General features: G+C 37.4%; 18 protein-coding genes. 17 read left to right on the top strand and 1 reads right to left on the bottom strand.

The window, feature by feature from the left end:
• Positions 1 to 9: 9 nt before the first annotated feature.
• From H346_RS10595 to H346_RS0101440, 10 genes are all read left to right on the top strand, one after another.
• Complete coding sequence (locus H346_RS10595; protein WP_167320966.1) at positions 10 to 168, top strand: hypothetical protein; 159 nt, start codon at positions 10 to 12, stop codon at positions 166 to 168.
• Between the two features lie 52 nt (positions 169 to 220).
• Positions 221 to 1075, top strand: coding sequence for a DnaD domain protein (locus H346_RS10435; RefSeq protein ID WP_027969516.1), 855 nt, complete (start codon positions 221 to 223; stop codon positions 1073 to 1075).
• Positions 1076 to 1091: 16 nt separating this feature from the next.
• On the top strand, positions 1092 to 1937 hold the full coding sequence (locus H346_RS0101480; protein WP_027969515.1) for an ATP-binding protein: 846 nt from the start codon (positions 1092 to 1094) through the stop codon (positions 1935 to 1937).
• 353 nt (positions 1938 to 2290) lie between these two features.
• A complete protein-coding gene (locus tag H346_RS10590) occupies positions 2291 to 2464 on the top strand; it encodes a hypothetical protein (RefSeq protein ID WP_167320965.1) in 174 nt (57 codons plus the stop codon).
• 90 nt (positions 2465 to 2554) lie between these two features.
• On the top strand, positions 2555 to 3166 hold the full coding sequence (locus H346_RS0101470) for an RND transporter family protein (RefSeq protein ID WP_027969514.1): 612 nt from the start codon (positions 2555 to 2557) through the stop codon (positions 3164 to 3166).
• Between the two features lie 46 nt (positions 3167 to 3212).
• Positions 3213 to 3641 (top strand): hypothetical protein, encoded by a 429-nt coding sequence (locus tag H346_RS0101465; protein ID WP_027969513.1) that lies wholly within the window; start codon positions 3213 to 3215, stop codon positions 3639 to 3641.
• The gene (locus H346_RS0101460; protein WP_051188342.1) at positions 3634 to 3957 is read left to right on the top strand and encodes a hypothetical protein; all 324 of its coding nucleotides are present in this window, start codon (positions 3634 to 3636) and stop codon (positions 3955 to 3957) included. The genes H346_RS0101465 and H346_RS0101460 overlap by 8 nt, the downstream gene beginning before the upstream one ends.
• Positions 3958 to 3974: 17 nt before the next feature.
• The gene (locus H346_RS0101455) at positions 3975 to 4385 is read left to right on the top strand and encodes a hypothetical protein (RefSeq protein WP_027969511.1); all 411 of its coding nucleotides are present in this window, start codon (positions 3975 to 3977) and stop codon (positions 4383 to 4385) included.
• 398 nt (positions 4386 to 4783) lie between these two features.
• Positions 4784 to 5149 carry a type II toxin-antitoxin system RelE/ParE family toxin gene (locus H346_RS0101445; protein ID WP_027969510.1) on the top strand — a complete coding sequence of 122 codons (366 nt, stop codon included), beginning with the start codon at positions 4784 to 4786 and terminating at the stop codon, positions 5147 to 5149.
• Entirely contained in the window at positions 5139 to 5432 is a 294-nt protein-coding gene (locus H346_RS0101440) for a helix-turn-helix domain-containing protein (protein WP_027969509.1), read from the top strand. The genes H346_RS0101445 and H346_RS0101440 overlap by 11 nt, the downstream gene beginning before the upstream one ends.
• Positions 5433 to 6179: 747 nt before the next feature.
• Here the strand turns inward: H346_RS0101440 and H346_RS10430 are convergent.
• Entirely contained in the window at positions 6180 to 6338 is a 159-nt protein-coding gene (locus H346_RS10430; protein WP_156888826.1) for a hypothetical protein, read from the bottom strand.
• Positions 6339 to 6624: 286 nt separating this feature from the next.
• On the opposite strand from H346_RS10430, the gene H346_RS10145 reads away from it, so the two are divergent.
• From H346_RS10145 to H346_RS0101405, 7 genes are all read left to right on the top strand, one after another.
• Positions 6625 to 6786, top strand: a complete 162-nt coding sequence (locus tag H346_RS10145; RefSeq protein ID WP_083940707.1) for a streptolysin S family TOMM toxin — start codon at positions 6625 to 6627, stop codon at positions 6784 to 6786.
• Positions 6787 to 7005: 219 nt separating this feature from the next.
• A complete protein-coding gene (locus H346_RS0101430) occupies positions 7006 to 7956 on the top strand; it encodes a SagB/ThcOx family dehydrogenase (protein WP_027969508.1) in 951 nt (316 codons plus the stop codon).
• Positions 7953 to 9014, top strand: coding sequence for a streptolysin associated protein SagC (locus H346_RS0101425; protein ID WP_027969507.1), 1062 nt, complete (start codon positions 7953 to 7955; stop codon positions 9012 to 9014). The genes H346_RS0101430 and H346_RS0101425 overlap by 4 nt, the downstream gene beginning before the upstream one ends.
• Before the next feature lie 12 nt (positions 9015 to 9026).
• Positions 9027 to 10385: a YcaO-like family protein gene (locus H346_RS0101420; protein WP_027969506.1), complete on the top strand. Its 1359-nt coding sequence runs from the start codon at positions 9027 to 9029 to the stop codon at positions 10383 to 10385.
• Positions 10360 to 11031 carry a CPBP family intramembrane glutamic endopeptidase gene (locus tag H346_RS0101415; RefSeq protein WP_027969505.1) on the top strand — a complete coding sequence of 224 codons (672 nt, stop codon included), beginning with the start codon at positions 10360 to 10362 and terminating at the stop codon, positions 11029 to 11031. The genes H346_RS0101420 and H346_RS0101415 overlap by 26 nt, the downstream gene beginning before the upstream one ends.
• Positions 11031 to 11717: a SagF family protein gene (locus H346_RS0101410; RefSeq protein WP_027969504.1), complete on the top strand. Its 687-nt coding sequence runs from the start codon at positions 11031 to 11033 to the stop codon at positions 11715 to 11717. Before H346_RS0101415 ends, H346_RS0101410 begins: the two co-directional genes overlap by 1 nt.
• Before the next feature lie 21 nt (positions 11718 to 11738).
• Positions 11739 to 12662, top strand: coding sequence for an ABC transporter ATP-binding protein (locus H346_RS0101405; protein ID WP_027969503.1), 924 nt, complete (start codon positions 11739 to 11741; stop codon positions 12660 to 12662).
• The last annotated feature ends 6 nt before the right edge of the window (positions 12663 to 12668 follow it).

Below are 12668 nucleotides of genomic sequence, written 5' to 3'. Positions count from 1 at the left end.
AGGTCTATTGTGGAAGTTTTTATTATTGATGGTGATGCGTGGAGAGGTAAGGCGCATTATTCACCTAGTTTAGATATTGTGTTTATCAGTGACAAAGTGGATAAACACGCGCACAATGAACTGATTGAGCGTGTAACGAAATCAAGTCATAGAACGATTTGGAGGTAAAGTAAATGAAACTAGACAAAATGAAATTTTTAGCGACAGGGGAGGAGTAAACTTGGCAGAAGAGAAACGCTATTGGTGGTTGAAGATGGAGCATGATTTTTTTGAACAAAAAGAAATGAAAGCCTTGAAAAGGATGGCAGCAGGGTATGTATATACCACTATTTATCTAAAACTGTTGCTGAAAAGTCTAAAAAATAATGGCTCATTGTATTTTGAAAGTATTGAGGATGATTTTGTATCAGAGCTTGCATTTGATATTGATGAGACAGTAGAGGATGTTGGTGCGGTGTTTGATTTTCTAAAACGCAAAGGACTACTGGTTGAAATATCAGAGGATGAAGTTTCATTGCCTGGCGCAGTGCAGCGGATAGGCTCAAAAACTCAATCAGCAGTAAGGATGGAAAGGATGAGAGAAAGGAAAAAGCAGAATAATGACGTAACAATGTTACACCAAACCGTAACCCCGTTACAAGATGGTTACGTAGAGAAGAGTAGAGAAGAAAAGAGTAGAGATAGAGAAAGAGTAGAGGTAGAAAAAGAACAAAATCAACCACCTACCACTCCCCCTATCCTTAATCAAGATTTTGTAAATCTCTATAAATCATTTGAGGCTGAAACTGGCAAAGCCCTATCGCCCATTCAGCAACAAGAATTGCAATATATGCTAGAAGATTTTAGCGCTGATGTTATTCATGAGGCATTGAGAGAGGCAGTAGGTCAAGGAAAGGCTAATTTCGCCTATATTGAAGCTATTCTCAAACGCTGGGAACAAGACGGCTTGCTAACGGTTGAACTCGTTAGAAATGCCAAACAGGCGCGTGAGGCTAAGAAACAACAACCAAAACAATCAGTTCCGCTTACTCGTGAAGAATGGGAGGCGAACTGGTCAGAAGAAAATCCATTTTAGAAAGAGGAGTTAAAACATGCTAACACAAGCTGAATTTATCGCAAACACAAAGACACTAGCAGAGACTTGCCCCATTCATGGTATCCCGTTAATGCAACTTGATAGAGTTGTTAAAATCGCTGGGGAAGATAAACCTCGTAAGCCGTCTCCGTTTTGTCCTGAATGTGCCCAGGAGCAGATAGACAAACAGGAACAGGAAGAGGTAGAAAAGCACTTAAACGCTAGTATCTATCAGAAAACCTATAATGTGCTTATGCGTGACAGTACAATCCCAGAAGATTTAAAAGGGGTATCTTTTGATAATTTCATTATTGAGACACCAGAGGAAAAACAGCTGTTAGATTTTGTAAAAAATCAAACTCAGAAATATCTTGATGGCATGAATGGAAATACTTTGCTAACGGGCACTACAGGGGTCGGAAAAACTCATCTAGTTATTTCTCTTGCCAAAGAGCTAAACGAGGCGTATAGAGCCAAAGGAGAGCCTAAAAGTGTATTGTTTATTAACCTTGCTGAGATACTAAGAGAAATCCGAGAGAGTTTTAAGTTTACTAGCAAAGAGGGTTATTATTCGCGGATGCTAAAAGAGGTTGATTATCTGATTTTGGATGATTTAGGGGTCAAACTTGGCAACGCCTCGGGTCAATCTAAGTCAGCATGGGAGGAGGAGTTTATTTTTGATGTACTTAGTCATCGAAATAATACTATCATAACCACCAATTTAAGCAATAACGAAATAGCAAACCTTTATAGCGAACGTGTCGCAAGTCGTGTCCGCACAGGATTAGAGGATAACTATTTTAAAGTATTTAGTATCAAAGATAAGCGGTACTCAATAAATCAGCTAAAAAGTAATACTTGATAATGAACCAACTTACAAACCTAAACAAAAATAGACACTTTTCATGGGGGGAGAAATTGCCCCTTTGAGAAATAATGCCATGCTTACCTTGACCAAATAAATCAAGCGTGGCAATCTAACCGATTTGAAAACAACTAAAAGAACCCTACCTAAACCCCTATGCTTTCCATCGCCAAACAAAACATTAAGCATAGGGTACTTGGTATAAAAAAACTAATTGAAAAAACTATCGAATTCTTACAAACAGGGTAACAAAAAGGGTAGTAAGTTGGCTTTGTATTTATTGAAAAGTCAGTAGTATCAAGCATCTACCTACTATCAGATTATAATAAAATCAAATAAAGGAGATTATAATGACAGAAAATGACGATAATAAATTATTAGAATTAATGGAAAAAGGCTTTGTTTTATTCTCAAAAAATGGTACAATTAAGTATATTGAAATTCCTAAACATGGTATAATCACGCTAAAAGCACAAGATGGCAAAATTGTTTGGAAAGAAGTTTCAATATCAAATAAAGTTTAATACTGACTTGAATAAACAAGAGGTATGATATACAGATTTTAGTAGTCTGTTTGTCATACCTCTTTTTATTTTGTCATAAGGAGGAAAAACATGACACTAACAACAATTAAGAATGACATCAAGGCATTTGGAAAGAAAAAATTAGAATATATGCGTGGTTATATCGCTATGCAGGAAGATTTTCAAGATAAGTTACAAAAACAATTGATCGGGAAAGTGTATGCAGAACAAGAACTTTTGAAATATAAAAAAGAGGGCGAAAACTATTCCCAAAATACTGTTCAGCTATTATATCAGCAACTAGAAAAAGAGAAAAATGCTGAACTAGCAAACCATAAATTAAAAGAAGAACCTATCACAGCAGATGATGCAGCTGAGTTAACGTTGTTATCTAGTATCAAATTAACAGCGACAGAAATGAGAGAATACCTAGAAAAGTATAAGAATAAACCTTTAGCCCTTAGAAAACTAGAGGATATTATGGAAAACGATACCACCCTTGCATATATCGAAATTGACATGGAGCAATTCAACCAGCAACAACGCCTTGAAAAGCTAGTACATTTCCTTAATAGAAAAATTGATTATTTCCATGGTGGTTTAATTATTAATGGAGATAAGATTGATTTAGTACAGCATGAAATGATTGTTGAGGGTAATTCAGAGGCAATGGATGCAGAATTGCAGAACTATCTAGCATAGGGAAATAAAGGGGCAACCCTTTATTTTGATAATGAGGAGGTAATAGATGGCAAAAAATGAAAATGATAGCCTTACATCCAAGCAAATTAAATTCATAGATGCCATGCTTACCGAGCCAACGATAGAAAAAGCTTGCGAAAAAGCAGGGGTATCACGCGCAACAGGTCATAAGTATCTAAAAGTTGCAGCAGTTAAAAAGACATTGAGGATAAAGCAAGATGAGATGATGGATAAAACAACTCAAATGCTTTATTTAGCATCATCTAACGCTGTTTCTGTACTCAATGATATTATGATGGATAGCAAGGTTAATCCGTTTATAAGAACTCAAGCAGCAAAGGCTATACTTGAACAATCTTATAAGACCCATGAAATTTTTGGAGTTGTAAGGCAGATTGAAGAATTGAGGTTGGAAATTGAAGAAGTATCTAAAGGAAATCAAAGAGTTACAAGAACTAAGGGATTTATTGAGTAATAGAAATTTGCCAGAGTTTATTATTGTTGAAGGTAACAATGACTTAGGGGAATTTTTTCGAATTGATGACGAGCTATTTAGTGATATTGAACTTTTAGAGAACCTTAAAAAATGGCGTGAGTGGGAAGTTGCAGTTATTATTGATGATGCTAACCGCACGTTAAGCGAGGATGAAACGGAAATACTATACTTTCCTACCCATGAGGACAATATGGACTATATTAGGGTTAACAAAGGTCTAGAACCTTTGTATCATGCGCTAAGCAAGCCCTATGTGACAATTTCTAAAAGTGAATGGCTAGAGTTGTTAGATTGATAACTTAGGAGGTATAGATGACCAAGAAGAAAATTGAGCGTATTTCTGTAATACATCGAGAAAAGATTTTATGGCTCAAGTGGTATTTCATGCGAGATAAAGAACAACCCAAGTATAGTGTCCTTGAGCGTAAAATGTTTGATGCTGCTAAAAACCAAGATATGCTAGCTTATCAAAAATATGCTACTATCAAGCAGATAACAGATATTAGGGTACAGACAAGCCTAGAGGATGTGCTAGAGACTGTAAAAGAGGTTTATGTATATAATCGTATGAATGTTATTGGAGCTTGTCAGAGGATACTATTTCTTACTCAATCATCAGCCTATATTAAGCTGAATAAGTGGTTTGATACCTATTCTGATTTGTATTTTAGCATTGTGCCTTTACCTAATATGGCAATATATCATGAGATGGTAGGTATCTAGTTGATTGTGTGGTATAATATTCTAAAGCACAAGGAGTAGTATATAGGGATTACGCCTTGATGGAGGAGATTCTGGTTCGAATCCGGGCTATTGTGCTAGCATCTAGGAAACTAGGTGCTTTTATTTTAAAAGTGGACAAAAATGCGATTTATTGGTATAATCTAATATGGTAATTGAGGTCGGAAAGGCTCCCGACACACCCGATGCGGTACCTGAGATGCTGGATACGCCGCCCAGCCTTTTACTTTTCAGTATCATACCGCTCCCTTGGAATTAACCGAGGGAGTTTTTTATATAGTTTTTGGTATTAAGTAATTGATTTTTTGCTTTAATAACTTAAAAGTATTTACAAATAATAACTTTTAGGTTATAATAGTTCCTAGAAAGAGGTGCTAATAGTGCATAATATCTATTTTTATAAGGATAAGAATGGGAATGAGCCTGTTTTAGATTATATGCGAGAGCTTGCCAGTAAAAAAGGGAAAGATAGTAGAATTAAGCTCAATAAAATCAATGATTATATTGAGCTACTAAGCCAGCATGGAACACGCGCAGGCGAACCCTATATTAAGCATTTAGATGCTGAAATTTGGGAACTAAGACCACTTAGAGATAGAATTTTATTTGTGGCTTGGATTGATGGTAGTTTTGTTTTACTGCATCATTTTATGAAAAAGACACAGAAAACACCTAAAAGAGAAATTGAGCAAGCTAAACGTGAGCTAGCAGATTTAAAAGAAAGAGGTTTAGACAATGAAAAATAATGCTATTGGTAGTAACTGGAAAGATGTAAGAGCTGAATTATTCAGCAAAGAAGAAATTTTGGAAAGTGATATGCGCGTGGCTATCATGAGTGAGCTTATCGAGGCTAGAAATGAAAGGGGCATTAGTCAGAAGAAGCTAGAGGAGCTTAGCGGTGTTAGTCAGCCAGTTATCGCTAGAATGGAAACAGGAAAGACAAGCCCACAACTTGATACAGTATTAAAAGTATTGGCAAGTCTTGGTAAGACCTTAGCTGTTGTTCCTTTGGAGCATGAACAAGCATAAAAACATAGCACCCGTTAAGGTGCTGTTTTCTTGCCTGTTGAACTCATAAACTTAATACCTTTTTTACTGCCCCTCTAATATATTGTACTTGTTTGTACTTTACATTTTAGAATGAAAAAGGTAAAAAGTGGGTTAATAATTTAGTGTATTTTATTGAACTGTTTGATATTGGGATAACCTTAAAAAATAATCTAAGGTATTATTACTCAACTGGTTTAACTGGTATTGCTAAGAAAAGACAGTTCCAATTATCAAGAGCCAGGTAAAATGGACAGTAAAAAAGTAGATTAATTTGTTAGGTATGTCTCCTTATATTCCATAGGAGTCATACCTTTTAATATTTCTAAAGTTATACCACTCAATGTAATTTTCACTTGCTGTATCAACTCCTCTCTGCTACTTGGTGGAAGTAATCGTGAATGCTCACTTTGGAGTTGGGAGAAGAAATTCTCACAGGAGGCATTGTCATAACAATTCCTCTTATCAGAATGAAAAATCGTAATGGCATACTGGTCTAACTTTTTTGAGATAGAGTTGAATCGTATTTGATCAGAATGAAGAACACAAATTCGTGTAGAATCCCAAGTATCATTGAATAATAAGTCTAGATTGTTAAAAAACTAGTTGGTTGTCATTGAAGTCTGATAGCTTATAAACATACAATAGAGTTGTCATGAACTTAGGAACATTGTGGTAAACGTAACTGACCTCTATTGTTAGTTTCTGGAGAGGCTGTTCTGCTTTAAATTATTGGGCAAGTACGTTGTAGTGGACGTGTCTTGCCTTTTCGTTTATCCCTGTTGAGTGCAAGGCTGATAATGTTTCTTCCGAATAGGAGATACCAATCTTAGAATGCGCATGTATTGCATTATTTTCTTCGAGTTGTGGATTTTTTAGCCCTAACAAAAGAACCTCCTTATATGAACAGCATAGTGCTTTTTCTACTGTCTATTATAAGAGAGGTTGTTCAAATTATTATTTTTTGCTTAATTTTTTCTAAATTAATATAGAAAAGGTTTACATTTAAATCTTTTTTTACTATAATATAGATGATAAGAATTAGATAGTTGTTCCATTACAGTAGTACAAATTAGCTAGCCTTGTCCTGTAATAACTCTTTTAACCTAGCTTAAAAGATAAGCTATTTGCATTCTTATCGGTTGTTTATTTGTTGAATAAGGAGGTAAGCGTTATGTTACAATTTACTTCAAACATTTTAGCTACTAGTGTAGCCGAAACAACTCAAGTTGCGCCTGGAGGCTGCTGCTGTTGCTGTTGTACTTGTTGCTTCTCAGTGAATGTTGGATCTGGTAGTGCTCAAGGCGGTAGCGGAGCCCCTACACCAGGTAAATAATCTATTTAATATCTCTATTTGACGGTGGCATCGGTGTGATTAGTTTGCTAGCGACTAAGTTACGGTTAGTAACCGCTGATGTGGCTGATATTAATAGGGGTATTAGGACATGAGATAGTGGTAATCGTCTTGATTCCAATGTCTCGAGGTGGTTAGCAGGTACTAAGCAGTACCTGCTAATTGCTATATGTTTAGTGGAATGAGGTAGGAAAGATTACGATGCCATTTTTTACGAAAGAAAAACCTGTTTTAGACGATCGTCCCCCATTAACTTCAGAAAAGGCAAAGCAATTATTTGAATTTAATACCAATCATCTATCTTTATCAGGCTATCATCGTCAAACGGTACTAAAGACGTCAAAGCAGTTAGTTGCTCAGCACTTAATGCCTAATGAGACAGATAACCTTAGTCAACGTTTTTTGATGAATTATAAGGCTCATAATGATTATTTGGGCTTTCAAGCTAGTGTCGCCGACTTTTTTACAGATTCTGCGGTAACAACTTTTTCAAGTAGTGCTTATTTTGAAAGTAGGGAGGGCATTATTCCCTTACCTAAAGCAACGAAAGTAACAACAGCACTTTCTACCTGTATTACTCAAAGAAGAAGTCATCGGCAATTCTCCGATAGAGAAATGCCCTTCCAAGATCTGGCCAATCTCCTTTATTATGCTTGTGGTGTTAGTGCTGAAGCGACAATTAAAGATGGAATGTCAGATAAGGTTAGTCTAAGAAACTGTGCTTCTGGTGGTGGTCTATACCCAATTACCTTGGTTTTTTATGCTAGAAACATCAGTAAGCTCGAAGATGGTTTCTATGAATATTTGCCTTATCAACATGCGTTAAGGTGCTACCATATTAGCTCTGAAGAGAATATTAGGGCCTTTGCAGAATTCGGTGCTATTAATGCTGAGAACTGTAATCTTGTCATCATTTATGTGTATCATTACCTCAAAAACACGCGCAAATATGGCAATCAGGCGACTGCCTATGCTTTTATTGAATCAGGTGAGATAGCTCAAAATATTCAACTGACAGCAACTGCTCTTGTTTATGGCAGTATTGATATTGGAGGTTATAACAAGGAATACCTCCAAGAAAAATTAGGGTTAGATGGTCTAAGTCAACATGTGATTCACATGACGCTTGTAGGAAATAAGGAGTCTCAATGAAATACCAATTAAATAGTAATGTTCGTATCGTCCAATTTCAGGATACGTTTTGTTTTAGAAAAGGTATCTGGGATTTTAATGAAGCTGTCCTAGATGTCACGCAAGAACCTCAAGAATTACAAACGGCTTATCGAGAAATAGTTTCAACTTTGATTGAGGGAGGCATTCTTGATACTGAGCGTTATGAGAATGACTTGGATGCCGACTTATTTGCAAAGTTAATGGAAGTCATCACAGCATTATATTACAATGATGTGCTTGTGCTGGAAGATGATTATGCCCTTGAAGAAAATGTCATGAAAGTGTTAATGGGTAATTTTCGATTTATGGCAGAAGCAGGGCACACTAAAAATACCGCTCCCGTCCTCTTTATCAGTGATTCAACCTATGTTAATGAGTCAGCGAAGTTACTGGCTGATCAATTGCAGTTGCATTTGCAGGTGGCTAGTGACGACTTGAAAATGCTGATTCAACAAACCGATGTGACGTCTCGCTTGGACGCCTTGACCCATCAACGTCATATGAAATGTTTATCTGAAGCTTTGGAAAGTTATCAAAGCATTGTCGTTTGTCAAGAGCGCTTGAATATCATGATGTTACGTCATCTGAACGAAATCAGCGTATCCCTCAACAAGCAATTAGTGCTTGGTTTTGTGGATGGACCTTTCTTACATGCTTGTACTCTGAATCCTCCTCATAGTGCTGATTTTGATAGCTTGGAAAGACGTGTGCTGGCACGTTTACAAGATCATGCTCTCTACCAGCACTTTGCTAAGCAAGTCTTGCCACCAACACAGGCGGTCAGCAAAGCTTATCTTCCTTTGCTCAATGTCTTGATGAATTTGGTTGTTAGCGAAGCGTTTATTATTGCTCAAACAGGAAGTTCAAAATTTGAAGGTCGTTTGTTAAGTATTTATTTGCCAACGCTTGAAATTCAGGTTCAAGACATTCTGAAAATGTCAAACTCCCAAGCACAAGGTAGTCTAGCAAGGTTAAAATATGAGGATCAGCAAATTTCAACACGTGAGATTGTTAGAAAACTCCTTAGTGAAGAATAAGGAGGTAGAGTGATGTTACAGTATTACCCTTCTTTTAATCATATTTTTGGTGAACTCAAAGGTCTAAGTGGTAACAGAACAGGTATTTTAAATCAATCGCAAGTTCCTGTCTGTAATCATCCTCACGATGTTTACTTAAAGAGTGTGACTGGTCAGATGCCTGATTACCATAAGCAATTTATTGGGGAATTAAGTCGGGTCAGTTATCACATTATCGGTTATGGTAGCCATTACGAAGAAGCCCTCATTAGATACTTAGGGGAAAGTATTGAACGTTATGCTAGTATTATTTCTGGTGATTTGTTATCGGATCGGATTGTCTATGCTTCCTATAAGGAATTGAGCCAGACAGATCGTGTCATGCCTTTAGAATACCTGCAAGTCTTTACCCAAGATCAAATTGACCGCTGCCTAGACTTGCACATGACCATGTGTGATAAAATGGTGACTGAAGATGATGTCTTGGGGTGGGTCAAGTGCCCTATGTTTTTTGAAGACCAAGACATGTACGTTCCGGCTCAAATGCTTTGCATTGGTTATAAGACTAATGAGGCTGTGGGAGAAAAGCATGTTATTCCAGGATTTTCAACGGGGACGGCATCTCATACCAGCCTAGAAGCAGCTATGTGTAATAGTGTGATTGAATATATTCAAATTGATTCTATGATGCTGAGTTGGCATACGAAAAAGCCTTGTCCTAAGATTATTATTGATGACCCAGACATTCAGGCGATTCTGGAAGAAGCTAGGTTGGGAAAAGAAAGTTTATACGAGATTATTCCTATTGATATGACCGTAGGGGATGATAACCCGCTTTACACCTTTGGGATTATCCTCAAAAATAAATACAATGAAGGTCCATATCTCTTGTTTGGTGTGCAGGCAGGCTTAGATCCCAAACATACCTTGCTAAGAGGAATTATGGAAGCGGCAGCCATTAGTTATAGTTATTACTATAACCTCTTGTACAAAAAGGATGCTCTCCAAAACATTGAAAGTGAAGCGCCTCTCTTTTTAGATTTGGATAGCAATGTGTTCTATTACGCCCATCCAAAAGATCAGAACTATAAATGGCAGGCTTTTGAACCTTTAATTTCAGGAGAAGTCTTGCTTAGCGACTTGGAAGACCATTCTGGTAAGGATAAGAAAGAGGACTTGAAGATATTATTAGCTTATACTAAAAAGGTTAGTCCAAATGCAGTCTTTCTCGATATTACCCCTCCTGAGGCATCAGAAAAAGGTTGGTATGTGACCCGTGTGTTAACCCCTGAACTTCTCGAAATGTGCATTCCAGCTTTTCCTTTTGCTAATCATCCGCGAATGAAACAGTTTGGAGGTGTCACAAATGCCTTTGTTCACCCAATGCCTTAACCTTTGCCTATTACTAGTAACCGTTTGCCCGTCAATTCCGATGCAAGCTATTTTTGGGAAAGTGAGTGGCGGCTATGGGTTTAACCTGATTGGTTTTCTAAGAGCGGTTCTTGTTTACTACTTGATCGCTTTAATGGGTATCTATCTATTGTCACCTCAGCTAGGTTTATCTTTTGGGGCAATTAATGGGAAACTCATTTTCATGGGGCTAGGATTGAGTGTTTTGATCTTAGTGATTGAAGTAGCCTTCTTGCATGGGCTTCGTTGTTGGCAAAAGCAACAGTGGCTTCCATTGAATTTGTCCTTTGTTGGAACGACACAAGAATGGGACAAACTGGGCTATCCGTTACTCTTAGCTGTTTGTGAAGAAATTACTTATCGTTTTTTATGGTTTCATGTCTTATTTGTCCAATGGCAGTTGCCTTTAATCGTGGTATTAGCCGCCACAAGTTGTTGTTATGCCTTAAACCATTTATTGATGGGGAAGTCTATTTTCTATGCCAAACTGGTAACGGGGCTTATTTATGGTAGTCTTTATCATCTTACGGGAAGTCTCTGGTTGGTTATGCTCATTCATGTTACGAGTAATTTGTTGGTGGAGTGCCTTGGTCATCTTCAAGCAAGACATAAGAAGGTGGTGGATTAATGATGATAGCAGCCTTGCTAACAATTTTAAGTCTTATCACTCTTTGGTTGACTAGTCATCGGAGACGTCGTTTAGTGAGATGGCACTTTAAATGGATAAGGGCCTTGTCCTACCAAGATTGGCTAGATGTTTTGTTGAGTGTGATTCAGTTTGGGGTTGTTGCTTTAGTCTTGCTATGGCATTCCGCTGAGTTTACTCTAGAGGAGTTGCTGTCTTTCTTGGGACACTTAAGCTGGCAATGGCAGCTCTTGTGCTATATGGTCTTATACCTGTTAGCATTGATTGAAATGACACTCTTGGTTTTGGTCCTTCTCTTTGATTTTGTGCTCCAAAAGGATAGTCGTTTGCTCTTTAAAAAGCTAACTTGGTTGGCCTTTAAAAAAGATAGACCAATGACTAGTTTACTGGTAATTAGTCTGATCACAGTGGTTGATAGTATCTTTTACTTTGGTCTGCTAGTCTTTTTAGGAACACGCACACCGATCAGTGTGCTGCTACTTGTTTTGGGCTATGCTTTGGTCAAGGCTTGTCGCTATTCAGGTTGGTTAAATTGGCTGCTGGCTTTCTGTCTTTTTGCCGTTATTGGGCTATGGGCAGTTACTGCTACGCTACTGTATGGTTGGTTAGCTAGTTTGCTACTATTGACCTTGACTTATCTGATGATTAGTTTTAAAGAGCAACAGTAATATTGAAAAAAGGAGTAATATATGAGTTTTGTGCAATTAACAGATGTTGTTAAAGTCTATAAAGGTGGCAAAAAAGCTGTCGACAATGTCTCATTGACAATTGAAGAAGGTAATATTTATGGCTTATTAGGACCAAACGGTGCTGGCAAATCAACCTTGATTAATCTTATTTTGGGACTGATTCCCTTGAGTTCTGGTGATGTAACAGTTTTACAAGAGTCTCAGAAATCCATCCGAAAAATTAGTTCACAGATTGGTTATGTTCCTCAGGACATTGCTGTCTATCCTGACCTAACAGCTTATGAAAACGTGGAATTATTTGGTTCCCTGTATGGCTTGAAAGGAAGCCAGCTAAAGGAACAGGTCTTAAAGAGTCTAGAGTTTGTTGGTTTGCAGGCGCAGGCCAAACAATTCCCTAGCCAATTTTCAGGAGGAATGAAAAGGCGTTTAAACATTGCTTGTGCTCTGGTTCATTCTCCTAAGTTGATTATTTTTGATGAACCAACTGTTGGCATTGATCCGCAGTCTCGGAATCATATTTTAGAGTCTATCCGTCTCTTAAATGCAGAAGGAGCTACGGTTATCTATACCACCCATTACATGGAAGAAGTCGAAGCCCTCTGTGATCATATTTTTATTATGGATCACGGTCAGATTATTGAAGAAGGCAATAAGGTTGAACTTGAAAAACGCTACGCTGCAAACTTGAGTAATCAGATTATGGTAACCTTGACAGATTCTCAAGATTTGGATGTGTCTGATAAACCGGGTTGGAGCTTGGTAACTGCTGATGATGAAGTTGTTCTAGTGATTGAAGATGGTGACATTGCGACAGTGGTCCGTCAATTGACGGAGGCTAATATTGGATTTAGTGAGATTAAACATAACCACTTGAATTTAGAAGAAATCTTCTTGCACTTAACCGGTAAGAAGTTAAGAGATTAGAGGTTA

Origin of the sequence: Streptococcus castoreus DSM 17536, from assembly GCF_000425025.1 — a bacterium.
In the GTDB taxonomy this organism is placed as follows: domain Bacteria; phylum Bacillota; class Bacilli; order Lactobacillales; family Streptococcaceae; genus Streptococcus; species Streptococcus castoreus.
This window is presented reverse-complemented; position numbering and strand designations above follow the sequence as displayed.

Excerpts from the sequence above, each read along its gene's own strand:
- H346_RS0101425 (WP_027969507.1), top strand. The coding sequence starts at position 7,953 with ATGAAATACCAATTAAATAGTAATGTTCGTATCGTCCAATTTCAGGAT.
- H346_RS0101465 (WP_027969513.1), top strand. The coding sequence starts at position 3,213 with ATGGCAAAAAATGAAAATGATAGCCTTACATCCAAGCAAATTAAATTC.
- H346_RS0101440 (WP_027969509.1), top strand. The coding sequence starts at position 5,139 with ATGAAAAATAATGCTATTGGTAGTAACTGGAAAGATGTAAGAGCTGAA.
- H346_RS0101430 (WP_027969508.1), top strand. The coding sequence starts at position 7,006 with ATGCCATTTTTTACGAAAGAAAAACCTGTTTTAGACGATCGTCCCCCA.
- H346_RS0101405 (WP_027969503.1), top strand. The coding sequence starts at position 11,739 with ATGAGTTTTGTGCAATTAACAGATGTTGTTAAAGTCTATAAAGGTGGC.
- H346_RS0101480 (WP_027969515.1), top strand. The coding sequence starts at position 1,092 with ATGCTAACACAAGCTGAATTTATCGCAAACACAAAGACACTAGCAGAG.
- H346_RS0101420 (WP_027969506.1), top strand. The coding sequence starts at position 9,027 with ATGTTACAGTATTACCCTTCTTTTAATCATATTTTTGGTGAACTCAAA.
- H346_RS0101415 (WP_027969505.1), top strand. The coding sequence starts at position 10,360 with ATGCCTTTGTTCACCCAATGCCTTAACCTTTGCCTATTACTAGTAACC.
- H346_RS0101470 (WP_027969514.1), top strand. The coding sequence starts at position 2,555 with ATGACACTAACAACAATTAAGAATGACATCAAGGCATTTGGAAAGAAA.
- H346_RS10145 (WP_083940707.1), top strand. The coding sequence starts at position 6,625 with ATGTTACAATTTACTTCAAACATTTTAGCTACTAGTGTAGCCGAAACA.
- H346_RS0101455 (WP_027969511.1), top strand. The coding sequence starts at position 3,975 with ATGACCAAGAAGAAAATTGAGCGTATTTCTGTAATACATCGAGAAAAG.
- H346_RS10590 (WP_167320965.1), top strand. The coding sequence starts at position 2,291 with ATGACAGAAAATGACGATAATAAATTATTAGAATTAATGGAAAAAGGC.
- H346_RS0101410 (WP_027969504.1), top strand. The coding sequence starts at position 11,031 with ATGATGATAGCAGCCTTGCTAACAATTTTAAGTCTTATCACTCTTTGG.